Origin of the sequence: Paraburkholderia edwinii (assembly GCF_019428685.1) — a bacterium.
GTDB classification, from domain to species: domain Bacteria; phylum Pseudomonadota; class Gammaproteobacteria; order Burkholderiales; family Burkholderiaceae; genus Paraburkholderia; species Paraburkholderia edwinii.
The window spans coordinates 3,573,461-3,598,027 of sequence record NZ_CP080095.1; the positions used below are offsets into that span (position 1 = coordinate 3,573,461).

General features: G+C 63.7%; 25 protein-coding genes. 16 read left to right on the top strand and 9 right to left on the bottom strand.

What is annotated here, in order from left to right:
- Positions 1 to 18 precede the first annotated feature (18 nt).
- On the bottom strand, positions 19 to 1,044 hold the full coding sequence (locus KZJ38_RS15770) for a LacI family DNA-binding transcriptional regulator (RefSeq protein WP_219800375.1): 1,026 nt from the start codon (positions 1,042 to 1,044) through the stop codon (positions 19 to 21).
- Between the two features lie 389 nt (positions 1,045 to 1,433).
- Between KZJ38_RS15770 and KZJ38_RS15775 the strand changes: the two genes are divergently transcribed.
- The 4 genes from KZJ38_RS15775 (at position 1,434) to KZJ38_RS15790 (ending at position 4,786) form a co-directional block, all read left to right on the top strand.
- Positions 1,434 to 2,087 (top strand): protein-L-isoaspartate O-methyltransferase family protein, encoded by a 654-nt coding sequence (locus KZJ38_RS15775; RefSeq protein WP_219797025.1) that lies wholly within the window; start codon positions 1,434 to 1,436, stop codon positions 2,085 to 2,087.
- Between the two features lie 58 nt (positions 2,088 to 2,145).
- A complete protein-coding gene (locus KZJ38_RS15780) occupies positions 2,146 to 2,469 on the top strand; it encodes a rhodanese-like domain-containing protein (RefSeq protein ID WP_219797027.1) in 324 nt (107 codons plus the stop codon).
- Between the two features lie 239 nt (positions 2,470 to 2,708).
- The gene (locus KZJ38_RS15785; RefSeq protein ID WP_246641493.1) at positions 2,709 to 3,176 is read left to right on the top strand and encodes a DUF2844 domain-containing protein; all 468 of its coding nucleotides are present in this window, start codon (positions 2,709 to 2,711) and stop codon (positions 3,174 to 3,176) included.
- Positions 3,177 to 3,721: 545 nt separating this feature from the next.
- Complete coding sequence (locus tag KZJ38_RS15790) at positions 3,722 to 4,786, top strand: DUF3443 family protein (RefSeq protein ID WP_246641494.1); 1,065 nt, start codon at positions 3,722 to 3,724, stop codon at positions 4,784 to 4,786.
- Positions 4,787 to 4,932: 146 nt separating this feature from the next.
- Here the strand turns inward: KZJ38_RS15790 and aptA are convergent, their stop codons facing one another.
- Entirely contained in the window at positions 4,933 to 6,261 is a 1,329-nt protein-coding gene (gene aptA, locus KZJ38_RS15795) for an omega-aminotransferase AptA (RefSeq protein ID WP_219797028.1), read from the bottom strand.
- 546 nt (positions 6,262 to 6,807) lie between these two features.
- Here aptA and urtA point away from each other — a divergent pair.
- From urtA to ureG, 12 genes are all read left to right on the top strand, one after another.
- Entirely contained in the window at positions 6,808 to 8,106 is a 1,299-nt protein-coding gene (gene urtA, locus KZJ38_RS15800) for an urea ABC transporter substrate-binding protein (protein ID WP_219797030.1), read from the top strand.
- A 112-nt stretch (positions 8,107 to 8,218) separates the two neighbouring features.
- Positions 8,219 to 9,880, top strand: a complete 1,662-nt coding sequence (urtB, locus tag KZJ38_RS15805) for an urea ABC transporter permease subunit UrtB (RefSeq protein ID WP_219800380.1) — start codon at positions 8,219 to 8,221, stop codon at positions 9,878 to 9,880.
- A gap of 5 nt (positions 9,881 to 9,885) precedes the next feature.
- Positions 9,886 to 11,103 carry an urea ABC transporter permease subunit UrtC gene (urtC, locus tag KZJ38_RS15810; RefSeq protein ID WP_219797032.1) on the top strand — a complete coding sequence of 406 codons (1,218 nt, stop codon included), beginning with the start codon at positions 9,886 to 9,888 and terminating at the stop codon, positions 11,101 to 11,103.
- 72 nt (positions 11,104 to 11,175) lie between these two features.
- The gene (gene urtD / locus KZJ38_RS15815) at positions 11,176 to 11,961 is read left to right on the top strand and encodes an urea ABC transporter ATP-binding protein UrtD (RefSeq protein WP_246641781.1); all 786 of its coding nucleotides are present in this window, start codon (positions 11,176 to 11,178) and stop codon (positions 11,959 to 11,961) included.
- A gap of 19 nt (positions 11,962 to 11,980) precedes the next feature.
- Positions 11,981 to 12,673 (top strand): urea ABC transporter ATP-binding subunit UrtE, encoded by a 693-nt coding sequence (gene urtE, locus KZJ38_RS15820; protein ID WP_219797036.1) that lies wholly within the window; start codon positions 11,981 to 11,983, stop codon positions 12,671 to 12,673.
- A 35-nt stretch (positions 12,674 to 12,708) separates the two neighbouring features.
- Positions 12,709 to 13,620, top strand: a complete 912-nt coding sequence (locus KZJ38_RS15825) for an urease accessory protein UreD (protein WP_219797038.1) — start codon at positions 12,709 to 12,711, stop codon at positions 13,618 to 13,620.
- Between the two features lie 208 nt (positions 13,621 to 13,828).
- Positions 13,829 to 14,131 (top strand): urease subunit gamma, encoded by a 303-nt coding sequence (gene ureA / locus KZJ38_RS15830; protein WP_075156485.1) that lies wholly within the window; start codon positions 13,829 to 13,831, stop codon positions 14,129 to 14,131.
- A gap of 19 nt (positions 14,132 to 14,150) precedes the next feature.
- Positions 14,151 to 14,504, top strand: coding sequence for an urease subunit beta (locus tag KZJ38_RS15835; protein WP_219797040.1), 354 nt, complete (start codon positions 14,151 to 14,153; stop codon positions 14,502 to 14,504).
- Between the two features lie 62 nt (positions 14,505 to 14,566).
- The gene (ureC, locus tag KZJ38_RS15840) at positions 14,567 to 16,273 is read left to right on the top strand and encodes an urease subunit alpha (RefSeq protein WP_219797042.1); all 1,707 of its coding nucleotides are present in this window, start codon (positions 14,567 to 14,569) and stop codon (positions 16,271 to 16,273) included.
- 14 nt (positions 16,274 to 16,287) lie between these two features.
- Positions 16,288 to 16,953, top strand: coding sequence for an urease accessory protein UreE (gene ureE, locus KZJ38_RS15845; RefSeq protein WP_219797044.1), 666 nt, complete (start codon positions 16,288 to 16,290; stop codon positions 16,951 to 16,953).
- Positions 16,940 to 17,620: an urease accessory protein UreF gene (locus KZJ38_RS15850; RefSeq protein WP_219797046.1), complete on the top strand. Its 681-nt coding sequence runs from the start codon at positions 16,940 to 16,942 to the stop codon at positions 17,618 to 17,620. The genes ureE and KZJ38_RS15850 overlap by 14 nt, the downstream gene beginning before the upstream one ends.
- A gap of 27 nt (positions 17,621 to 17,647) precedes the next feature.
- The gene (ureG, locus tag KZJ38_RS15855; RefSeq protein WP_219797047.1) at positions 17,648 to 18,283 is read left to right on the top strand and encodes an urease accessory protein UreG; all 636 of its coding nucleotides are present in this window, start codon (positions 17,648 to 17,650) and stop codon (positions 18,281 to 18,283) included.
- Positions 18,284 to 18,402: 119 nt separating this feature from the next.
- On the opposite strand, the gene KZJ38_RS15860 is transcribed toward ureG, so the two are convergent.
- From KZJ38_RS15860 to KZJ38_RS15890, 7 genes are all read right to left on the bottom strand, one after another.
- Complete coding sequence (locus KZJ38_RS15860; protein WP_219797049.1) at positions 18,403 to 19,167, bottom strand: SDR family NAD(P)-dependent oxidoreductase; 765 nt, start codon at positions 19,165 to 19,167, stop codon at positions 18,403 to 18,405.
- A 44-nt stretch (positions 19,168 to 19,211) separates the two neighbouring features.
- Positions 19,212 to 19,862 carry an ANTAR domain-containing response regulator gene (locus KZJ38_RS15865; RefSeq protein WP_219797051.1) on the bottom strand — a complete coding sequence of 217 codons (651 nt, stop codon included), beginning with the start codon at positions 19,860 to 19,862 and terminating at the stop codon, positions 19,212 to 19,214.
- A 1-nt stretch (position 19,863) separates the two neighbouring features.
- Complete coding sequence (locus KZJ38_RS15870; protein ID WP_219797053.1) at positions 19,864 to 21,018, bottom strand: transporter substrate-binding domain-containing protein; 1,155 nt, start codon at positions 21,016 to 21,018, stop codon at positions 19,864 to 19,866.
- 64 nt (positions 21,019 to 21,082) lie between these two features.
- A complete protein-coding gene (locus KZJ38_RS15875; RefSeq protein ID WP_219797055.1) occupies positions 21,083 to 22,069 on the bottom strand; it encodes an acetamidase/formamidase family protein in 987 nt (328 codons plus the stop codon).
- Between the two features lie 13 nt (positions 22,070 to 22,082).
- Positions 22,083 to 22,790 (bottom strand): ABC transporter ATP-binding protein, encoded by a 708-nt coding sequence (locus KZJ38_RS15880; protein ID WP_219797057.1) that lies wholly within the window; start codon positions 22,788 to 22,790, stop codon positions 22,083 to 22,085.
- Entirely contained in the window at positions 22,787 to 23,497 is a 711-nt protein-coding gene (locus tag KZJ38_RS15885) for an ABC transporter ATP-binding protein (RefSeq protein ID WP_219797058.1), read from the bottom strand. Before KZJ38_RS15885 ends, KZJ38_RS15880 begins: the two co-directional genes overlap by 4 nt.
- The gene (locus KZJ38_RS15890; RefSeq protein WP_246641495.1) at positions 23,494 to 24,549 is read right to left on the bottom strand and encodes a branched-chain amino acid ABC transporter permease; all 1,056 of its coding nucleotides are present in this window, start codon (positions 24,547 to 24,549) and stop codon (positions 23,494 to 23,496) included. The genes KZJ38_RS15885 and KZJ38_RS15890 overlap by 4 nt, the downstream gene beginning before the upstream one ends.
- Positions 24,550 to 24,567: the final 18 nt, after the last annotated feature.

Consider the following 24,567-nt stretch of genomic DNA (forward strand, 5'->3'; position numbering starts at 1 on the left):
GGGCTCCTCAAGCGCGCATCATGCGCTGCCGCGCACGACGAGCCGATGCGGCAGCAGCACGCCCGGCACCGTCGCACCACGATTCGCGAGGCGCTTGAGCAACAGCCGCGCGGCCGTTTCGCCGAGCTCGCGCATCGGCTGGGAGATCGTTGTGAGAGGCGGATCGATTTGCGCCGCAAGCGAGATATCGTCGAAGCCGACTACCGCGACGTCATCCGGCACGCGCTTGCCGACTTTGCGCAGGCCGTTGATCACACCAATCGCGAGCGTGTCCGATACCGTGAAGATCGCCGTCGGCGGATCGGGCTGCGCCATCAGCAACGCGGCGGCAGACGCGCCCGCTTCGTAATCGAGGCTATCCAGATGAATGAGCCAGCGCGCGTCGGGAACGAGGCCCGCGTTGTGCATCGCGTCCATATAGCCGCGCTCGCGCTGCTGCGCGTACAGGTAGCCGTCGCCCGAGTTAATCAGCGCGATGCGCGTGTGGCCGCGCGACAGCAGATGCAGCACCGCGTCGCCGGCCGCGCGGTAGTTGTCGATGCCGACATACGGCACGCCGACGTCCGCATCGAATTCGCAGCATGCGACCCACGGCAGCGTGGTCATCTCTTCGGACAGCGCCTGCTGCGCGGCAGCCGGGTCGAGGCAGATCGCGCCGTCCGCGCGGCGCCGCCGCAGCATATCGAAGTAGCTGCGCTCGCGGCCCGGGTCCGCGCCCGTGTCGCACAACAACATGAAATAGCCATGCTGGCGCGCGACGCTGTCGATGCCGCGCACGATTTCCGCGTAAAACGGATTGCCGAAGTTAGGCACCATCGTCAACAATAAGCGGCTTTCGGCGGTGCGCAGGTTGCGCGCGAGTTCGTTGACGCGATAGCCGCTCTGCTCGATCGCCGCCAGCACGCGCTCGCGCGTCTCGGCGCGCACGTTCGAATGGCCGTTCAGCACGCGCGACACGGTCGCGACCGATACCCCCGCCTGCTCGGCGACGTCGTCGATCGAAATGTCCTTCGGCACGCTGAACGAGGCCCGCGCACGGCCCAGCGGCGGCGCTGATGCGGCCTTCGCTCTGGGCTTCGGCGCGGACGCCCGGGCGGCGGATGGCCTTGAAGGCACCCCGTCGTCGGGATCGTTCGGGGCGTGCGGCAACGGTCTTGGCACGAAATGGTCTCCAGGCGATGTAATCGATTACATTCTATCCGTATATTCTTGTTCGAGCACCGCCAAATCGCAAGGACGACAGCGTAGGGATTTATACCGAGACTTGAAGAACCCGAGACTCGCGGGACCCGAGACTTGAAGGGCGCCTGATCCGGCCGGATGCGCGCGTCGCGAACGCCCGGTTTGGTACAATCGCGAGGTTCTCCCGCAGCGGCCCGCGCGTCTCGCGCGGTCTTTGCCGGCATTCCAACCACACGCAGAACGAACCCACCATGAACATCGAGCAAGCGCGCTTCAACATGATCGAACAGCAGATTCGCCCCTGGGACGTGCTCGACCAGGACGTGTTGAATCTGCTGTCGATCGTCAAGCGTGAGAACTTCGTCCCCGCCGCGTACCGCGAACTGGCTTTCGCCGATCTGGAAATTCCGCTGCCCGCCGGCCAGCACATGCTGGCGCCGCGCGTCGAAGCGCGTGTGCTGCAGGAACTGTCCGTGAAGAAGCACGAAAGCGTGCTCGAAATCGGCGCCGGCTCCGGCTATATGGCCGCGCTGCTCGCCCATCGCAGCCAGCACGTGCTGACTGTCGAGATCGAGCCGGAACTGGCCGAACTCGCGAAGTCGAATCTCGCCGCGAACGGCGTGCTCAATGCCGAAGTCGTGACCGGCGACGCCGCGCGCGGCTGGACCGCGGCCGCGCCGTACGACGTGATCTGCGTGTCGGGCGGCCTGCCCGTGCTGCCGCAGGAAATGCTCGAGCACCTGAAGGTGGGTGGGCGCCTCGCGGCTTTTGTCGGCTCGTTGCCGGTCATGAAGGCGCAAATCATCACGCGCGTCGACGAAAAGCAGTTCCGCGTCGCCGATGTGTTTGAAACGTACGTCGAGCCGCTCGCGAACGCGGTGCAGCCGCCGCGCTTCAAGTTCTAAGCAGCGGCCGCTCTCCGGTCCGCCCGCCCCCGTTTGAGTTGATCCACAGGATTCACTGATGCAAAACCTGTCTGCCCCCGCTCTTGCCGAATGGCTCGCCGATCAATCGCGCCCCGCGCCCGTGGTGCTCGACGTACGCGAACCGTGGGAAATTGAAACGGCAAAGATCGCCGGCAGCGTGTCGATTCCGATGCGCGAGATCCCGGCGCGCAGCGAGGAACTCGACGACGAAGCGCCCGTCGTTTGCGTCTGCCATCACGGTGCGCGCAGCGCGCAGGTCGCAATGTTCCTCGAATCGCGCGGCCATAAGAATGTGTTTAATCTGCAGGGCGGCATCGATGCATGGTCGCGGCAGGTGGATCCGTCGGTTCCGACTTATTGAGCTTGCGGGTTTGTCGATGTTGTGAGAGAAGCGCCGGCGTTGGCCGGCGCTTTTTTTTGCTCTGCGTGATGTGCGCTTTTTTGTTTTGTCTTGCGCGTTTCGCCTTTCGCTTCTTGCGTGGGTCTGCACTGCGCGCGCCTCATCTGATGCCTTTTCCACGCATCGATTCTGAAGTTTCGTAAGCCATCCTGATGTGTTCGTCTGGCACCATGCTTCGACCTTTTTTCGGAGCATGACCTGTGACCCGATGTTCACCGATCGCGGCCTGTGCAACCGCCGCGCTGCTGCTATTCCCCGCCCTGTCCCATGCGACGTTGGGCGGCAAGCCGACGCCTGCCGCGTCGAATGCACCCGTACAGCTGCTTTTGCGCAGCGCAGCGCAGCCGACGGCTTCGAATCCGCCCTGGTCCCTGCACAGCACGCGTAGCGACGATGGCGTCACCGTGCACGAATACGCGTCGCTCGACGGCGTGGTGTTCGCGGTCACGTGGAGCGGCCCCGTGCGCCCCGATATGGCCGCGCTGCTCGGCAGCTACTTCCCGAACGTCGCGTCCGCGGCTCGGCGCGGACGACGCGGCACGGGTCCGCTCGTCGAACGCAACGGTGACTTGCAGATCGAGTCGATCGGGCATCAAGGACAGTTCACCGGCAAGGCGTGGCTGCCGCGGCTCGTGCCGGCGCGCGTCGATATGGGCGATCTGGAGTGAGGCCGATGATGTTCGAGACGAGGAAATACATGATGATCGGCGCACCGCGAGTGGGATTTGGCAGGACGCTATGTGTGGCCGCGTTTGCGGCTGTCGCGTTGTCCGCGTGCGGCGGTGATGGCGGCAATGAACTGGATACACAGTCCTGGCTCGGCAAGCCGGTTGAGCCGTCGAAGAGTTCGACCGTTGCGAATACGGGCGATGGCGGGAGGGCGAATGGAGCAGCGGGCGGGGCGCGTGGAAATAACACTTCCGGTGGTGGTTCTTCGGGCGGTGGTTCTTCGGACGGTAGCTCTTCGGGCGGTAGCTCTTCGGGCGGTAGCTCTTCGGGCGGTAGCTCTTCGGGCGGTAGCTCTTCGGGCGGTGGCTCTTCGGGCGGCGGTTCTTCCGGCGGTAGCTCCTCCGGCGGCAATTCTTCCGGCAGCGGTGCTTCGGGCGGCGGTTCTTCCAGCGGCGGCTCTTCCAGCGACACACCCAGCGGCGACACCCCCACCCCTCCGTCAAACACCGCATCCATCACCATCGACAACACACTCGGCGCAACGGTGAATCAACCCTACGTCACCGTCAAACTGTGCCCACCCAACGCGCAAACCGACGCCGCATGCTCCACCGTCGACCACATGCTGCTCGACACCGGCTCGATCGGCGTGCGTGTTTTCGCCAGCGCACTCGGCTCATCGCTAACCTCACGCCTGCCGCAGCAAACCGGCGCATCGAACGATTCAACCGGCAGCGCGCCGCTCGCCCAATGCGCGCTATTCGGCTCCGGCTATCTCTGGGGCTCGCTGCGCCGCGCGGACGTGACGATCGGCAGCATGACCGCGCGCGACATCCCCGTGCAGATTGTCGGCGACGCCGCCTATGGCGCGACGCCCGCCGACTGCGAATCGCGCGGCGTCGCCGACCTGGGCACGGTCGACTCGCTCGGCGCGAAGGGTGTCGTCGGCATCGGCCATCGTGTGCGCGACTTCCCGCAGGCCGCGCAGACCGCGCTTGCCGCAACCTACTACTACTGCGCAAGCGCCACATCGTGCACGGCCGCGCGCGTGCCGCTCGAGCGGCAGGCAATGAACCCGGTCGCCGGTTTCGCCACCGACAACAACGGCACACTCATCCGACTGCCCGCCCTGCCGCCCGCCGGTCAGGCAAGCGCGACCGGCGAGCTGATCTTCGGCGTCGGCACACGCTCGAACAATGCCTTGCCCGCGAACGCAACCATCCTCGCCGTCTCCGCTCAAGGCACGTTGACGACGCTCTACGCGAACCGCTCCGTGCCCGCCATCGTCGACAGCGGCACCAACGGCTTGATGTTCCGCGATACGACGATCCCGACCGGCGTCAACAACTGGTTCTCGCCGCAGACCACGCTGAGCCTCTCCGCGACGATGATGTCGACCATCGGCCTGCAAGCCACGGTGCCGTTCTCCATTGCGGATGCCGAGCGGCTGTTCGAATCGAACTACGCGGCCTACGACAATCTGGGCGCGCTATCGCTGTCGTCGAACATGTTCGTCTGGGGCTTGCCGTTCTATTACGGACGCAGCGTCTATACCGTGCTGAGCGGCGCGCAGGCCGGCGACAAACCGGGTCCGTTCGTCGCGTTCTGAAGCGGCTTTGAAGCGGCAACGAAGCCGCAACGAAGCCGCTCTGAAGCAGTTTTAAAGCCCCAAAACGAAACACGGCGGCGTGGACCGTGCGGCTCAACACGCCGCCGCGGCCCGCGCCGCCGCATCAATCGCCCAGCCGGTCTTCTTTAATCGACTTCGTTCAACGCCTCGCCGACGGTCTTGAAGATCTCCGCAATCTGTTCCTCTTCGGCAATAAACGGCGGCGAAAACTCGAGGATGTCGCCGGCGGGACGCACGAGCACGCCCTTCTGGAAGCAGCGCACGAAGGTTTCATAGCCGCGCGCGCCCGGCGCGCCATCGCGCGGCGCCAGCTCGACGCCGCCGATCAGCCCGAGGTTGCGGATATCGATCACATGCCGCGCGCCGCGCAGCGAATGAATCGCTTCCTCGAACACCGGAGCCAGCTTCGCGGACCGCGCAAACAGCTGCTCGCGTTCATAGAGATCGATCGTCGCGCACGCAGCGGCCGTCGCGATCGGGTGCCCCGAATATGTGTAACCGTGGAAGAGCTCGATACCCGCGGGCGTGCCGTTGACGATCGCATCGTGAATCCGCGCGCTCGCCGCGACCGCGCCCAACGGCGCCGCCGCATTGTTGGTGCCCTTGGCCATCGTCAGCAGGTCCGGCGTGACCTTGAAGTACTGCGCGGCGAACGGCGTACCGAGGCGTCCCCAGCCCGTGATCACTTCATCGAAAATCAGCAGGATGCCGTGCTTGTCGCAAATCTCGCGCAGCCGCTCCAGATAACCTTGCGGCGGCACCAGTACGCCGGTCGAACCGGCCACGGGCTCGACGATGACCGCGGCAATCGTCGATGCATCGTGCAGCGCGACGAGACGCTCGAGTTCGTCGGCCAGATGCGCGCCCCACTTCGGTTGCCCTTTCGAGAATGCCGCTTCCTTGATGTTCAGCGTATGCGGCAGAAAGTCGACAGCCGGCACCATCGCGCCCGAATACGCCTTGCGGTTGGCCGGAATGCCGCCCACCGACGTGCCGCCGAAGTTCACGCCGTGGTACCCGCGCTCGCGGCTGATAAAGCGCGTGCGGTGCCCTTCGCCGCGCGCGCGATGGTAAGCGAGCGCGATCTTGAGCGCCGTATCGACGGCTTCCGATCCCGAGTTGGCAAAGAAGATGTGCTTGAGGTCGCCCGGCGTGTGTTTCGCGATTTTGGTCGCCGCTTCGAACGCTTTCGGATGGCCCATCTGGAAGGTCGGCGCGAAGTCCATCTCGGCCGCCTGCTCCTGCACCGCCGCGACGATCTCGTCGCGGCAATGGCCCGCATTCACGCACCACAGGCCTGCTGTGCCGTCGAGAATGCGCCGGCCGTCATGCGACGTGTAGTACATCCCTTTCGCCTTCGAAAGCAGCCGCGGCGCGCTCTTGTACTGGCGGTTCGCGGTGAACGGCATCCAGAACGCGGACAGGTCGAGCATGTTGGCAGCGCGGTCATTCATCTTGCGTCTCCAGGTATTCGGTTGATTGGTTGGTTGCTTGGTTAATCGGTTAACGGGTCGCCCGCAAGATCAACCGCGGGGTCGACAGCAGGGTCAGCCTCAGGATCAACCGCGGGGCCGACCGCGGTTTTTCCGGTCGCAGTCTTTCAGTGTATGCAGCCGCGCCCTGGTGCACAACCAGTGCGCAACCTCAGGCAGCGGCTGCACCGATCGTGCGCGCCCGCCTTGCGCGTGTTCACGGCCGCGCTTCGTTGCGGCGCGTCACGCACCGCAACGAAGCACACCGCCCGTTCATGCACCGCTTTGGCCCTTATCACGCATGGAAAGCTCGCGTCCGCCGCGGGCCGGAACCCGCCTCACAGCGCGCATGGTAGCCGTTCAGTGCTGCTTTGCAACGATTGGCATATGCCTTGCAGTAACGAGCACGGCCAGTCATGCACTACGCAACCATCAGCCGGTCCGCCACTTCGACCGGCCGCCGCAAAAGCCACGCGGCGCAAGCCGCAAGAACTAACAACACTCAACATCCAAGGCAAGGGGTAGCACATGAAACGTCGCAGTCTTCTGAAGCTCGGTTCGATGTCGGGCGCGCTCGCGCTCGCGGGCAAGGTGCCGTTCGCCAACGCGCAGTCGAACAGCGGGCCGATCAAGGTCGGCATTCTGCATTCGCTGTCCGGCACGATGGCGATTTCGGAGACGTCGCTCAAGGACACCGCGTTGATGACGATCGCCGACATCAACAAGAACGGCGGCGTGATGGGCCGGCAGATCCAGCCCGTGGTGGTGGACCCGGCGTCGAATTGGCCGCTGTTCGCCGAAAAGGCCCGCGGGCTGCTGACGCAGGACAAGGTGGCCTGCGTGTTCGGATGCTGGACATCGGTGTCGCGCAAGTCGGTGCTGCCCGTGTTCGAAGAATTGAACGGGCTGCTCTACTACCCGGTGCAGTACGAAGGCGAAGAGATGTCGCGCAACGTGTTCTATACGGGCGCCGCGCCGAACCAGCAGGCGATTCCCGCCGTGGAGTACCTGATGAGCAGCGAAGGCGGCGGCGCGAAGCGCTTCTTCCTGCTCGGCACCGACTATGTCTACCCGCGCACGACGAACAAGATCCTGCGCGCGTTCCTGCATTCGAAGGGTGTGCAGGACGCCGACATCCAGGAGGTCTACACGCCGTTCGGCCATAGCGACTATCAAACCATCGTCGCGAACATCAAGACGTTCTCGCAAGGCGGCAAGACCACGGTCGTCTCGACCATCAACGGCGATTCGAACGTGCCGTTCTACAAGGAGCTCGGCAACCAGGGGATCAAGGCGACCGACGTGCCCGTCGTCGCGTTTTCGGTCGGCGAGGAAGAGCTGCGCGGCATCGATACGAAACCGCTCGTCGGGCATCTGGCCGCGTGGAACTACTTCATGTCGGTGAAAGGGCCGAACAACACGTCGTTCAAGGAAGAGTTCGCCTCGTATGTGAAGGCGCAAAGCCTGCCGGGCGGTGCGAAGCGCGTGACGAACGATCCGATGGAAGCGACCTTCGTCGGCATCCATATGTGGAAGCAAGCCGTCGAAAAGGCGAAGAGCACGGACGTCGACAAGGTGCGCGTCGCGATGATCGGCCAGAAGTTCGCGGCGCCGTCGGGCTTCACGCTTGAAATGGACGGCAACCACCATCTGCACAAGCCCGTGATGATCGGCGAGATTCGCGGCGACGGTCAGTTCAATGTGGTCTGGAAGACGAAGACCGCGGTCCGCGCGCAGCCGTGGAGCCCGTTTATCGCCGGTAACGAGAAAAAGCCCGATGTGGTGACCTCGATTCCGTCGTTCCTGCGGCGCTCGCGCGTGGCGTAAGCGAAGTCGGCTGCCTTCCGGGGTTGACCCGGGTTTTACCTGCATCAGGCGGCAGCGGACTCATCGTCCGCCGCCGCCGACATGCATGCCGCTTTTCTCTTCAAAGGCCATCATGGCGTTCTTCCTTTCCAGAATCGCGCGGCGCGGGGCTCACGCCGCGCGCTCTTTCTCCGCGGTTGCGGCGTGTACGCTGTTTGTGGCGCTGGCCATCCCGCAACACGCGTTCGCGCTCACCACCGCCGATGTCGCACCGCTTGCCGGCGACGACTTCGACGCAAAGTCCGCCGCGATCGACAAGCTGATCGCGATGCACGACGCGCCATCGCTCGCGCTTTTGAAAGCGCTCTCCGAAGACAACGCACTCGCGACCGACGCCGGCGCAGTGCTGATCCAATCGGCTGACGGCGGCGACCACACCTACGATGCGGTAACCGGAAAAACCGTCGCAGCAGGCGACGCACAACCGGTCACGCTGAACAACCTCTTACGCTCGAAAGTCGCAGGTGCCCTATCGGGCCTGCAGCTCGCCTCGCCGGACCTCGAAACACGGCGCGCCGCGATCGGCGAACTGCTGAAAAGCCCCGACATCGCCATGAAGCCGATGATCGACGCGGCACGCGCCAAGGAAACCGACCCGACGCTAAAACGCCGCCTCGATGTGCTCTGGGCCATGACCGCGCTGCACGACACCGACGCCGCGAAGCGTCTCGAAGCCGTGCAACTCGTCGCGGCACGCCACGATCTCGAGATGAACGAACTGCTGCGCCCGATCGTCGCGAAGCAGCCGGACGGCAGCTTCACCGAACCCGACGCGCGCGTGCGCGCGGCCGCGCAGCAAGGCATCGACGCACTCGATGCGATCCAGCGCCGCAGTGAAATCGTGGGCACCGTGTTCGCGGGGCTGTCGCTTGGCAGCGTGCTGCTGCTCGCGGCACTCGGTCTGGCGATCACGTATGGCCTGATCGGCGTGATCAATATGGCGCACGGCGAATTCCTGATGATCGGCGCGTACGCGACCTATGTGGTGCAGAACCTGATTCAGCACTATGCGCCCGGCGCGTTCGACTGGTATCCGCTGTTCGCCATTCCTGCCTCGTTCGTCGCGGCGGCTGCGGTCGGCATCGTGCTCGAACGCCTTGTGCTCAAGCATCTGTATGGCCGTCCGCTCGAAACGCTGCTGACGACTTTCGGCGTCAGCCTGATCCTGATCCAGGCGACACGGATGATCTTCGGCGCGCAGAACGTGCAAGTGGTGAACCCGTCGTGGATGAGCGGCGGCGTGACCGTGATGCAGAACCTGATCCTGCCGTACAACCGGCTCGCGATTCTCGCGTTCTCGCTGATCGTGGTCGGCATCGCATGGGCCGTGCTGACAAAAACGCGTCTCGGCCTGTTCGTGCGCGCCGTGACGCAGAACCGCCGGATGGCCGCATGTGTCGGCGTAAAGACCGCACGCGTCGATTCCTATGCGTTCGCGTTCGGCGCGGGCATCGCGGGCCTCGGCGGCTGCGCGCTCTCGCAAATCGGCAACGTCGGCCCGGATCTCGGCCAGAGCTACATCATCGATTCGTTTATGGCGGTTGTATTGGGTGGTGTTGGACAGATCGCGGGGACGGTGCTCGGTGGCTTTGGCCTCGGCCTCGTCAGCAAGGCGATCGAACCGTTCTGGGGCGCGGTGCTCGCGAAAATCGCGGTGCTCGTGCTGATCGTGCTGTTTATCCAGAAGCGTCCGCAGGGCATGTTCGCCCTGAAGGGCCGCAGCGCGGAGGCCTGATCATCATGACACTCGCTGCTTCTTCCTCACCCGCCGCCGTCGATGCACGCGCCGCGGCAAGCGGCACAGCAAGCGGCACAACGGGCGACGCGCACCCGGCCGACCTGTCCGGCTTCACGCTCGGCTTGCCGCCCCGCCCGGCGCTGCTGTCGCGCCGCGCATGGCAGGCGCTGCTCGCGCTGATTATCGTGATCGGCCTCGGCGTCCCGTTCTCCGCGCTCGTGCTGCCCGAAACCAGCGCGTTCCACCTGTCCGCGTATGCGATGACGATTGCCGGCAAGTTCATGTGCTACGCGATCGCCGCGCTCGCGCTCGACCTCGTCTGGGGCTACTGCGGCATTCTGAGCCTCGGGCACGGGTTGTTCTTCGCGCTCGGCGGTTACGCGATCGGCATGTATCTGATGCGCGCAATCGGCCACGACGGCAAATACGGCAGCGACCTGCCCGACTTCATGGTCTTTCTCGACTGGCACCAGCTACCGTGGTACTGGCAAGGCACGCAGCATCTCGCGTATGCCTTGCTGCTGGTCGTGCTCGCGCCGGCGGTCGTGGCCTGGGTGTTCGGCTTCTTCACATTCCGCTCGCGCGTGAAGGGCGTGTATCTGTCGATCATCACGCAGGCTATGACGTTCGCGGCAATGCTGCTGTTCTATCGCAATGAAACCGGCTTCGGCGGGAATAACGGTTTCACCGATTTCAAGCGGATTGCCGGCTTTCCGATCACGCATCCGGGCACACGCACCGTGTTGTTCCTGATGACCTTCGCCGTGCTCGTGCTGACCTTCATCGGCGCGCGCGCGGTCGTCACGTCGAAGCTCGGCCGCGTGGTGACCGCGGTGCGCGACGGCGAAACGCGGCTGATGTTCCTCGGCTATAGCCCGCTCGCGTACAAGCTGTTCGTATGGACTGTGTCCGCCGTGCTGTGCGGCATCGCGGGCGCGCTGTACGTGCCGCAGGTCGGCATTATCAATCCGGGCGAAATGTCGCCGGGCAATTCGATCGAAATGGCGATCTGGGTCGCGGTCGGCGGGCGCGGCACCCTGATCGGGCCGATTATCGGCGCGTTTGCCGTGAACGGCGCAAAGAGCTTTTTTACGGCGCACTTCGCCGAATACTGGCTGTTCTTTCTCGGCGCGATTTTCGTGCTCGTGCCGCTGTTTTTGCCGAACGGCATCATGGGGCTGATCGAGACGCTCACGATGCGCAAAAAGAACCGCCCTTAAGGACCGCACATGAGCGACTACGTATACGACGCGGACGCGATCGACGAGCGTGCCTTCGGCGGCGATGCCGGGATGGGCCACGTCGCGACGCCCGGCGAGATCGATATCTCGCACGGCACGATTCTGTATCTCGACGACGTGACCGTCAGCTTCGACGGCTTTCGTGCGCTGAACAAGCTGTCGCTGGCGATCGACGCGGGCGAACTGCGCTGCATCATCGGCCCGAACGGCGCCGGCAAGACCACGATGATGGATGTGATCACCGGCAAAACCGAACCGGACTCGGGCAAGGTTTTTCTCGGCCAGACGATCGACCTCACGCGCATGAACGAGCCCGAGATCGCGCGCATCGGCATTGGCCGCAAGTTCCAGAAGCCGACCGTGTTCGAGCAGCACCCGGTGTGGGAAAACCTCGAACTGGCGATGAAAACCGATAAAGGCTGGTTCGCTTCGCTGCGCGCGCGGCTCGACCGCGCGGCGCAGGCGCGCATCGAGGAAACGCTCGCGTTGATCCGCCTCGAAGGTGAAGCGCGGCGGCCGGCCGGCGAGTTGTCGCACGGGCAAAAGCAGCGGCTCGAAATCGGCATGCTGCTGATGCAGCAGCCCGCCCTGCTGCTGCTCGACGAACCGGCCGCCGGCATGACCGACGACGAGACCATGCAGCTCGCCGAGCTGCTCAACCATTTGCGCGGCACATGTTCGATGATGGTCGTCGAACACGATATGGAATTTGTCGCCGCGCTCGCCGGCGATACAGGCATGGTCACCGTGATGGCCGAAGGCAGCGTGCTCGCGCACGGCACGCTCGACACCGTGAAAAACGACCCCAACGTGATCGAGTCGTATCTCGGACGCTGAATACGGAGCCCTGAACACTATGCTCGAAGTAACGAACCTGAACCAGTACTACGGCGGCAGCCATATTCTGCGCAACGTCAAGCTCGAAGTGCCCGACGGCCAGCTGACCGTGCTGCTCGGCCGCAATGGTGTCGGCAAGACCACGCTGCTGCGCTGCCTGATGGGCGTGGTGCCGACGAAGAACGGCTCGATCACCTGGCGCGGCACGCCGCTCACGAAGTTGCCGCCGCATGCGCGCGTCACGCAGGGGCTCGCGTATGTGCCGCAGGGCCGCGATATTTTCCCGCGGCTGACCGTCGAAGAAAATCTGCTGATCGGCGCGGCGAGCCGCAAGGCGCCCAAGCGCATTCCCGACCGCATCTATGAGCTGTTTCCCGTGTTGAAAGATATGCGCGCGCGGCGCGGTGGCGATTTGTCAGGTGGCCAGCAGCAACAGCTCGCAATCGGCCGCGCGCTGATGAGCGAGCCGCAGTTGCTGATTCTCGACGAGCCGACCGAAGGCATCCAGCCTTCGATCATTCAGGACATCGGGCGCACGTTGCGGCAGCTTGTCGAGGAAATGGGGCTGACGGTGCTGCTCGTCGAGCAGTATTACGACTTCGCAAAGGCGATCGCGGACCGCTACTGGGTGATGAGCCGTGGTGAAATCATCGCCGGCGGAGCGGGTGCGGATATGGATAACGATGGGGTACGGGCGTTGATTGCTGTTTGAGGCGCGGCCCCCTGTTCATGTGATACCTTCGCCGCATGTCGCTGCATGAAAACCACGCGGCTCTTGCCGCCGCCGATCCCACTTCGCATGCGCATTGGCGCGCGCGGCTCGAACTCGGCTTCGAAAAGCATCGCGAGGCTCGCACCACGCTCGCGCATCGACTCCATGAGGGACCGTTGCGCGTGCAACGGCCGCTCTACCCGGAAGGCGATGCGATCTGTCATGCGGTGATCGTGCATCCGCCGGGCGGCATTGCGGGCGGAGACGCGCTCGACATCGACATCGCGCTCGCCGCCGACACGCATGCGGTGCTCACCACGCCCGGCGCAACGAAGTGGTACAAGTCGAATGGCCGTACCGCGCGGCAACGTATCGGCATTCGTGTCGGGCCGCGCGCCAGGCTCGATTGGCTGCCGCAAAACAATATCGTGTTCGACCACGCGCATGCGTCGCTCGACTTCACGCTTTCGGTGGCCGAAGGCGCAAGCGCAATCGGTTGGGACGCGATGCAACTGGGCAGGCAAGCGGCCGGGGAACGTTGGAGTGCCGGCCATGTGCGTTCGGTATCGCGCATCGTCGGGCCGGATGGCCAACCGCTGTGGTTCGAACGCGCGCTGATCGCGGCCGACGCCGCCTTGCGCGATGCGCCGCAAGGGCTCGCCGGCTATCCGGCATTCGGCACGCTATGGGCCGTCGGCGCCGCTTGCGACGATACGCTGGCCGAAGCGCTGACCGCGAAGCTGCCGTTCGATGCGACGCTGCGCGCGGCGGCGTCGTGCGTGCGCTGCGAAGCCAACGGCGCGGAAAGCGGCACCGGCGTGCTGCTGATTCGTGCGGTCGCGCGCTCGATGGAGCCGCTCCAGCGCGCGTTGATTCAATGCTGGACGGAGCTAAGGCCGATCGTGCATCACGTCGATGCCGTGCCGTTGCGGTTGTGGACCACATGAACCGTCGACGCGCTTCGCACCACAACGAAGCACGCGCTTGCGCTATCACGGTGCACGTCAAGCGCTTGCTCTTCGCAGCACGGCCATGCACCACGATGGCATAGCCTTTGCTCGTTCCTTTGCTCCATAGCCTTTGCTCATTAACCGCTCACCCTGAAAGACGACGCCACCGTCCGCCTTCCACTCACCCGTACTACAACAACATTCGATGAAGCTGACACCACGCGAGCGAGACAAACTACTGATCTTCACCGCGGCGCTGCTTGCCGAACGCCGCCGCGCACGCGGCCTGAAACTGAACTATCCGGAAGCGGTTGCGTATATCACCGCCGCGCTGATGGAAGCCGCACGCGATGGCCGCACCGTCGCCGAGGTCATGCATTACGGCACCACCCTGCTCACGCGCGACGACGTGATGGAAGGCGTGCCCGAGATGATTCCCGATATCCAGGTCGAAGCCACCTTTCCCGACGGCACGAAGCTCGTAACCGTCCACCACCCTATTCCGTGAAGTTTCGAAGGAGCGCGCGATGATTCCCGGCGAACTGATCACCGACGACGGCGAGCACGAGCTCAATGCCGGCCGCACGACAATCACGCTAACCGTAGCGAATACCGGCGACCGGCCAGTGCAGGTCGGCTCGCATTACCACTTCCACGAAGCGAACGCGTCGCTCGCGTTCGATCGCGCGGCTGCGCGCGGCTTCCGGCTCAATATCGCGGCAAGCACCGCGGTGCGTTTCGAGCCGGGCCAGGAACGCACGGTCGAGCTGGTCGAACTTGCGGGCGACCGCGTCGTGTACGGCTTTAACGGCAAGGTGATGGGCAAGCTCGATCAGCCGATCGAAGTGCCGGTATCGAACGAGACGAACGTCGAAGCCTGATTCATCGAACCCGCAGCGGGTCCAGCAGCGGGTCCAGCAGCGCATTCTTTCGGATTTAAAACATGACATTACGCATTGGCCGCCGCGCCTACGCCGAGATGTACGGTCCCACGACGGGCGATCGCGTTCGGCTCGCCGACACCGACCTCGTGATCGAAGTCGAACGCGACTTCACCGTCTATGGCGAGGAAGTGAAATTCGGCGGCGGCAAGGTGATTCGCGACGGCATGGGCCAGTCGCAACGTCTCGCGGCCGACGTGGTCGATACGGTGATCACGAACGCCGTGATACTCGACCACTGGGGCATCGTGAAGGCCGACATCGGCCTGAAAGACGGCCGCATTGCGGCGATCGGCAAAGCCGGCAATCCGGATATCCAGCCGGGCGTGACGATACCGCTCGGCGCCGCGACTGAAGTGATCGCCGGTGAAGGCATGATCGTGACCGCGGGCGGCATCGATACGCATATCCACTTCATCAGCCCGCAGCAGATCGACGAAGCGCTCGCCAGCGGCGTAACGACGATGCTCGGCGGCGGCACGGGCCCCGCCACGGGCACGAACGCGACCACTGTGACGCCGGGCCCGTGGCATATGGAGCGCATGCTGCAAGCGGCGGACGGCTATCCGATGAACCTCGGCTTCCTCGGCAAAGGCAACGTGAGCCAGCCGGCGCCGGCGCTCGAGCAGATCGCCGCGGGCGCGATCGGTCTCAAACTGCACGAAGACTGGGGCACGACGCCGGCCGCGATCGACAATGCGCTTTCCGTTGCCGACGACACCGACACGCAGGTCGCGATCCACACCGATACGCTGAACGAAGCGGGTTTTGTCGAAGCGACCGTCGCGGCGTTCAAGGGCCGCACGATCCACACGTATCACACGGAAGGCGCGGGCGGCGGCCATGCGCCCGACATCATCAAGGTGTGCGGCGAAGCGAACGTGCTGCCGTCGTCGACGAATCCGACGCGGCCGTACACGGTCAATACGCTCGACGAGCATCTCGACATGCTGATGGTGTGCCACCATCTCGACCCATCGATTGCGGAAGATATCGCGTTCGCCGAATCGCGGATTCGCCGCGAGACGATCGCCGCCGAAGATATCCTGCACGACCTCGGCGCGCTATCGATGCTGTCGTCGGATTCGCAGGCGATGGGACGCGTCGGCGAAGTAATCATCCGCACGTGGCAGACCGCGCACAAGATGAAGGCGCAGCGCGGCGCGCTGCCCGAAGACAACGCGCGCAACGACAATTTCCGCGCCAAGCGCTATGTCGCGAAGTACACGATCAATCCCGCGCTCACGCACGGCATCGCGCACGAGGTCGGCTCGATCGAGCCCGGCAAGTGGGCGGACCTCGTGCTGTGGGAGCCGGCGTTTTTCGGCATCAAGCCGTCGCTGATCCTGAAAGGCGGGATGATCGCACTCGCGCAGATGGGCGATCCGAATGCGTCGATTCCGACGCCGCAGCCGGTTCACTATCGCGAGATGTTTGCGACGCGCGGCGGTGCGTTGGGGCGTACGTCTTTGACATTTGTGTCGCAATTGGCGGCTGAGGCGGGCGTGGCGGAACGGTATGGGCTTTCGAAGCGCATCGTCGCGGTAAGAGGCTGCCGCAGCGTGACGAAAGCCGACATGATTCACAATGCGTGGCAACCTTCTATTAGCGTCGATCCGGAGACTTATCAGGTGATCGCGAACGGCGAACTGCTGACCTGCGAGCCCGCGAAGGTGCTGCCCATGGCGCAGCGGTATTTTCTTTTCTGACGTTTTTGACGTGTATGAGAACGATCGACAAACGCCTTGACCCGCGCGTGAAGATCGCGCGCGTTCTGGTTGCGCGCGCACCGGGTTTGACGCTGCCGTTCGAGGCGCGTTGCAAGAGCCGGCTCGCGGCCACGCTCGACACGGGCGAGGAAGTCGCACTTGTGCTGCCGCGCGGCACCGTGCTGCGCGACGGCGATGTGCTCGTGGCCGACGACGGCGGCCTCGTGCGAGTCTCAGCGGCCGCGGAAGCGGTGCTGCTCGTTCGTGCGCCCGATGTGCTGACCTTGACGCGCGCCGCGTATCACCTCGGTAACCGGCATACGCCGGTTGAAGTGGGCGTCGATTATCTGAAGCTCGAATACGATGCCGTGCTTTCCGATATGTTGACGCGGCTCGGTGCATCGGTCGAGCAGGTGTCGCTGCCGTTTCAGCCGGAAACCGGCGCGTATGGCGGCGGGCATCGGCACGGGCACGATGAATCGTTCGCCGAGGACTATGCGGTCGCGCAGAAGGTGTTCGATGAGCATCATGGGCATGGGCACTCGCATGGGCGTGAGCACGAGCACGATCACGCTCATACCTCCGGCCATGCACATGCGCACTCGCATGATCACGGCCACGACCATGACCACTGCGATGCGTCGTGCTCGCACGGCCACCCTCGCCATGCGCATCGCTGAACTCACCGCGCTGCTGCATCTCGCGTCGCCCGCCTTGCCGATCGGCGCATTCAGCTATTCGCAAGGGCTCGAAGCGGCTATTGAAGCGCAGTTGATCACCGATGCCGATAGCGCACGCGACTGGATCGAAAACGGCCTGACGAACGTGCTCGCAATCGGCGAGTTGCCGTTTCTCGCGCATCAGCTCGAACGCTGGCGCACGCACGATGCCGCCAGCCTCGCGACGGCCAACATCGAATTTCTCGCGAGCCGCGAGTCATCGGAATTGCGCCGCGAAACCGAGCAAATGGGCTGGTCGCTGCGGCAGCTGTGCGCCTCGCTCGAATGGGGCGACGCCGCACGGCGCGCCACGCTCGACGCCATGACGCCGATCGCGCAACCGACCGCATTCGCCTTCGCCGCGTTCGCTCACGATGCCCCTGCCGACGCCACCCTCGCTGCCTACGCATTCAGCTGGGTGGAAAACCAGGCGGCGGCGGCGTTGAAAGCGGTGCCGCTCGGCCAGCTCGCGGGACAACGGATTATCGTCGCTCTACGCGGCGCGATCGACGCCGCGGTGACACGCGCGTTAGCGACATCGCCCGACGACATCAACACCTTCGCGCCGCAGCTCGGCATTCTGTCGGCGCGCCACGAGTCGCAGTATTCGCGGCTATTCCGCTCATAGCTATTCGCTCAGAAGGTTTGGAACACCATGAACGCACGCACTCCACGCACGAAGAAACTGCCGCCGCTGCGCGTCGGCGTCGGCGGCCCGGTCGGTTCCGGCAAAACGACGCTGCTCGAAATGCTCTGCAAGGCGATGCGCGAGCGCTACGACCTCGTGGCGATTACCAACGACATCTATACGAAGGAAGACCAGCGTCTGCTAACCGTTGCGGGCGCGCTGCCTGCCGAGCGGATCATGGGGGTCGAGACCGGCGGCTGCCCGCACACGGCGATTCGCGAAGATGCGTCGATCAATCTCGAAGCGGTCGACCGGATGCTGACGCGCTTTCCCGACGCGGATATCGTGTTTATCGAATCGGGCGGCGACAATCTGGCGGCAACGTTCAGTCCGGAGCTTTCCGACCTGACGATTTACGTGATCGATGTTGCCGGCGGGGAGAAGATTCCGCGCAAAGGCGGCCCGGGCATTACGAAGTCGGATCTGCTGGTCATCAACAAGACGGATCTTGCACCGTTCGTCGGCGCGAATCTCGATGTGATGGCGTCGGATGCAAAGAAGATGCGCGGCGAGCGGCCGTTTGTGATGTGCAACCTGAAAGCGCTCGATGGACTCGATCAGGTAATCGCGTTTATTGAGAAGAAGGGGTTATTGGTGGTTTGAGCGGCGGCCCGCTAGTGAGTAGGGACGAGCCGACAGGTATCGGCTCGTCAGGTGGAACATCGCCCCGCTTGCTCAGAACAACCCGAAAACCGGGCTGACTATTCGCATCACCGAGCGCTTCAAAGTTGCACGCCGCGCGTCAGCGCACCGTCGACGACGAAGTTGGTTCCGCTCACGAAGCTCGCCGCCGGGCTCGCGATAAATGCAACCGCATTGGCGATCTCCTGCGGCTTTGCCATGCGTCCCGTCGGGTTCAACGCAAGCGAACGCTCGTACAGCGCCGGATCGTTGTGCTCGATCCAGTCCCACACGCCGCCTTCGAAATACACATTGCCCGGCGACACGGTGTTCGCGCGAATTCCCTTCGACGCCAGCTGATTCGCGAGCCCCTGTATGTAGTGAACGAGCGCGGCCTTGAACACGCCATAAGGACCTGCCGCAAAATCGATCTCGCGTCCCGACACGCTCGAAATCGCCACGATCGACGCGGCCTTGCTCGCTTCCAGAAAAGGCATCGCGGCATCAATCAGATTGACTGTGCCGAGCAGATCCGTCTCGAACTCCTTGCGCCACGACTCGATGTCGTTGCCGATCGCAAGCGCGCTCACATTGGCCACGACGATATCGAGCCCGCCCCATCGGGAGCCGACGCTTTTCACCCACTCCTGCAACGCCGCGCCGTCCGCCACATCAATGGCCGCGCCTTCCGCACGCGCGCCGCTCAGTTCGGCCAGTGCCCTTGCGGTTGTTTTGACGCTCTGCGCATCGCGTGCACAGATCGCGACTTCAGCGCCTTCTCTCGCGAATGTTTGCGCAATCGCCAGACCGATACCCTTGGTGCCGCCGGTCACGATCGTCTTCAAGCCCTTCAATTGCAGGTCCATGCTCGTCTCCTGTGCGTATTGGGAAATAACGGTGTGAACGCTCCCTAGTCTTCTTCGCGGTGATCCGCCGAGGCGAGACCGCGCTTGATCTGCAGCACCTCGCCCGCCTGAATGACCGAATGACAGATGTCATCGATGGTCACGCGCTTTTCCATCGCCTGCGCACGCAACATGTCGTATGCGTCCCGTTCGCTGACACGATGCATCGTCATCAGAATGCCCTTGGCTTCCTGCAGATGACGGCTGTCGAGCAGCTTCTGCTCGAGCCGCGCGATACGCTGCACATGCTGACGCGCGCGCTTCGCGTGATACAGCGCCATCACGACGGTGGACAGCAGCCCCGAGGCGCGAATCGGCGTAGTCACGATGCCGTCCGCGCCCATCTTGATCGCCTGATCGATAAAGGTGGGGTTTTCGTAGGCCACCACGCAAATTACCGGAGGCGAGTCCGGCCCGGACCACTCGCCCTTCAGCGCGCGCTCCTCCGGCAACAACGCGCGAAACACCAGATCGGTCCGATCGGGCAGCGTCTGCAGCGGCGGCCAGCATCGCTCCACCTGGAACCCCATGCGCCGCAGGTGGTTCGTCAGCGTCAAACCGTCGTCGTCGTCCGGATGGAACACGACCACCCGCGCATGGCGCTCGAGGATCGAACCCGTCAGGCTGCGTTGGCCCCTGTCCGCTCGTACGCTCACGTTAGTAGTCCCGCGTGCTCAACTTCGTGACCCAGTCCCCGAGCGTCTGACGCGTCATATACGGATCGGGAACCACCGCAAACTTCGATTCGCGCAGAATGTTGAACTGCCCATCCGGCCTGACGCGGCCGATGCGCGGGTAGAGCGCCATGTGGTGATTGACCGGATCGATGCGCACCCGGCCTTGCGGCGCCGCGAATTCCGAACCGAGAAGTTGCGGCATGATCGCCGCGATCTCGTCCGAGCCCGCGCGTGCGCAGGCCTCCGCGAACATATGCATCTGGTAGTACGCCGCCTCCCAGTTCATGTCGGCGGGCATGTCGGCGCCGAAGCGCGCCTGGTGATGCCGCACCGCACGATGGTTCTCGTCCGTGTCGATGCTCTGGAAATACGGGGCGGCCGTGTAATGTCCTGCTGCAATGCCGCGCTGCATCGCGTGAATCTCGGTCTCCGACGTGTTGAGGCTGCCGATCGGCAACTTCGCCGGATCGAGATCCGCATGTGCATAGGCATCGTACAGATAAGGGACGGTCGCGCCGATCACCGTGCAAAAGATCCAGTCCGGCGCCTTGCGTTTGATGTCCGCGATGATTTGCGTGAACTGCTCGCGCGTCGCGTCAAGCGGAAGATAGCGCTCGCCGACGATCGCGCCCTCGGGGTGCTGAAGCAGCAGCTCCTGCATCGTGCGGTTGCATTCATACGGGTACACGTAGCTCGAGCCGACGAAATAGACCCGGGCGCCGAAGGTTTCCGCCATGAAGTCCGCGAGCTGGACGCCGTTCTGGTTCGGCGAAGCGCCGCTATAGATGATGTTGTCGGAGTATTCGAAGCCTTCGTATTGTTGAGAGTAGACCAGCAGCCGGTTGTGCTTCTCGACCACAGGCAGCATCGCCTTGCGGCTGGTGGACGTATACCCGCCGAAGATCACGTTCACGCCGTCGTGAACGATCAGCCGCTCGGCAAGCTCGCGAAACACCGCTGGATCCGAGCAGGGATCGTAGTGAATGGCGACCAGCTCACGTCCGTCGATGCCGCCGCGTGCATTGATTTCCTCGATGGCAAGGCTGGCGCCGCGCCATTGAGACTGCTCGAGCAACGCGGTCGAGCCGCTCGCCGAACATAACAGGCCCACTCGGACAGGATCGGACAGAGCCATGTGATAGAACGCCCTTGAATGCGCGGAGCGAGGCCCCGCGCCTTATCGGTGTAACGTAATTGTTCTACTTGAGGTAGTGCTTCGCGACCATCGCGCCTACCGTATATTTTGGATCGACAAAATTACCGAGGCGAACCTTGCCGACCTGACTCAGCATCATGTACGCGTCCCACTTGTCGAAGCCGTAGTCCGCGGCCATCCACAGCACCAGCTCGCGATACGCGATGCGCGTCGCGTCCTCCAGCGGCCGCGCGCTGCCGATGCTCATCAGCGCAGCCTCGTTCTCAAGCCGCGGCCAGTCGATTTTCCACTTCTTGATCAGGTCGACGCGCACTGTCGTCGTGCTCTGATACTCGACGGCCGTCCCGCATACTTCGCCATCGCCCTGACATGCATGCGCATCGCCGATAAAGAGCCGCCCGCCCGGCGAGCGCACCGGCAGGTACGTGATGCTGCCCGGGCCCATATCGGGCACGTCCATGTTGCCGCCATGCGAATCGGGCGTCAGCGAGTTAATCGAATCGATCTCCGGCGACAGGCTCAGCGTGCCGATATGCGGCTTGTACGGCAGCGTGTGGCGCTTGCTCCAGTACACGTTTTCTTCGTCGATCCTGATCTTGCGCACGACCTCGGGCAATGGCTCGTTCAGCAGCGCGGTGTAATCGGTACCCGTCAGTCCGCCGAAGTTCGGGATCATGCAGCAGAAGCCATGTGGATCGGGCCCGCGCGGCGCCATTTTCTCGATGTACACGGCGACCACATCACCCTTTTCCGCGCCCTCGATCATGATCGGCCCGTTCTGCGGATTCAGAAACGGCACCTGCAGAACCTCGGACGGTTTGTCTGTCTCTTCCTTGATCTTCCCTTCGAACGCATCGCGTGTCTCCACCACGACGCGATCGCCTGGCTTCACATTCAACACCGGCTGCGAGTATGGTCCGATCGTGTAGTGATACGTTTTCTGCATCTTCTCGGTCAGATGATGCTCCACCGGTTCACGATCGGCGCCGACACCTCGCTTCATCATGATCGATTCTTCAAGCCATTTCATATTCTGCTCTCCGTCACAATGCCAGGTACTGGCGAATCAGTTCTTCATCCCCAAGCTGGGCGGGGCTCAATGTGTCGACGATACGGCCTTTATCCATCACGCAGCAGCGCGTTGCAATCCGTTCGACCATGCCCATGTCCTGCTCGACGAGTACCACGCCAATGCCTGTCTCGCGTGCGACCTGCAGCAGCGTCTCGCCGATCAGATCGACAATCGAAGGCTGAATGCCTTCCGAGGGTTCATCGAGCAGCAGTACCTTAGGGGAGCTGATCAGCGCGCGCGCGATCGCGAGTTGCTGTTGTTCTCCGCCGCTCATCGTGCCGGCTTTCTGTTCGTAGCGGTTCTTCAGTATAGGAAAGTAACCGACGACTTTCTCCTTCATTCGGGCCGCCTGCGCGCGATTGGCCTGCGCGCCGACCTGAAGGTTTTCCGCCACGGTCAATGCGCCGAAGATTTCGCGGCCTTGCGGCACATAGCCGATGCCCTTGCGCGCGCGCACGTCCGGCTTGGCCGCACCGATGGCTTCGCCGTCGAGCGCGATGCTTCCCGCATCGAGCGCGACGAGGCCGATCAGCGCACGCATCAACGTGGTTTTCCCGACGCCGTTGCGGCCGATCAGCGCAAGCACCTCGCCCTTATCGACGGTGAACGATACGCCGTTGAGCACGCGTCCGCCGCCATAGCCGCCTTCCACGCCCGACACCTGCAGCAGCGCGCTCATTTCTTCTTCCCCAGGTAGACTTCGGCGACATCGTCGCGCGCGAGGATTTCTTCGAGCGGTCCGTCCGCGAGCAGGCAACCGCCATGCAATACCGTCACACGCGACGCGATCTGCCTGACGAAGGTCATGTCGTGCTCGACCACCATCATCGTCAGACCTGCTGCCGACAGGCGCTTGACCAGCTCGCCGGTCGCATGCGTTTCCTCGACGGACATGCCCGCCACCGGCTCATCGAGAAACAGCAGCTTTGGACGCAGCGATACCGCCATGGCAATTTCGAGCCATTGCTTCTTGCCGTGCGACAGATGGCGCGCCGGCACGTGCGCCTCGTCCTGCAGCATGAAGCGCTGCAGCAGGTCATCGAGGCTTTCAGGCCGGTCGTCCCTGGCGCGATGCAGCGAAAGTTGCAGATGCTGGCGCACGCTCAGATCCGGGAACACGCCGGGAATCTGGAACTTGATGCTCATGCCCATGCGGATGCGCTGATGCGGCAGCACATGACTCATATCCTGACCGAGAAACAGCACGCTGCCTTCAGAGGGCCGATGCTCGCCCGTGATCAGTTTGAAGAACGTGCTCTTGCCGGCGCCGTTCGGCCCGATCACGCAGCGGATCTCCCCCGCGTCGATCTTGAAATCGATGCCGTTGATTACTTGCGCGCCGCCGAAGTGCTTTTTGAGCCCGCGGGTTTCCAGCAGCGTGGTCATGATTGGCCCTCCTCGTGCTTCAGGCAGGTGCTGCGCCGGTGCCGGCTAGCGTCAACGCGTTTCGCGACGCGCCGCAGATGCCGCGTGATGAACGGCAGCAGGCCTTCCGGTGCAGCGAGCACGACGACGAGCAGAATCGCGCCGAGCAGAATCAACGCGTACTGGCTGCCGTATATCGCGAGGTTCTGCGACAGCCACACTAGCAACGCCGTGCCGAGAATGGCGCCGCCAAGGCTCGAGCGGCCGGACGTCGCTACCCAGATCACGGGCATCGCGGCGGCAGTGAGGCCCATCGTCGATGGCGTGATGTAGGAACCCCAGATCGTGTACAGGGCGCCCGACAATCCGCCCAACGTGCAACCCAGCACGAAGACGAGCAGTTGATGCCGTCGAATATCGACGCCCAGCATCTCCGCGCGTTGCGGGTTCTCGCGAATCGCGATGAGCGTGAGGCCGAACGTGCCGTCGAGCAATCTGCGCATGATTGCGTAGACCACCAGCAGCAAAATCAGCACGAGGTAATAGAAGCTCGTGTTCTCGATCGTCAGCGGTCCGCCTGGCCAGGGAATGGTCAGCTGGGGCATGCCGCCCATGCCGTTGTAGCCGTTCAGCCGCGCTTCGCCGATCGTCCATTGCGGTCCCGCCGTCTGTGCCATGAAGGTTTCGAGCACGAGCGTCACCGATAGCGTGACGATGCCGATAAACACGCCCTTGATGCGCCCGAAAAAAATCATGTAGCCGATCAGCGCCGCAACGACCACGCTCACGGCCAGGCCCGCGCCGAGACCGAGCCACGAGTCGAACCAGGCGTCGCCATAGTTGAGCGTGAAGATGCCGTAGCTGTAACCGGACAGGCCGAAGAATGCCGTCTGCCCGAACGACAGGATGCCGCCATAGCCCCACATCGCGGCGAGCCCCAGTGCGCTGAACGCCCATAGCAGGCAGTACGCGAGATTGCCGCTGGTGGTGGCATCGACGAAGAGCGGCAGACACAATGCGACGAGCCATGGCAGGTAGCGTAGCGTGCGCGTCGCGGCGTTCGTCGGAGTCACGTGCCGTTGCTTCACGTC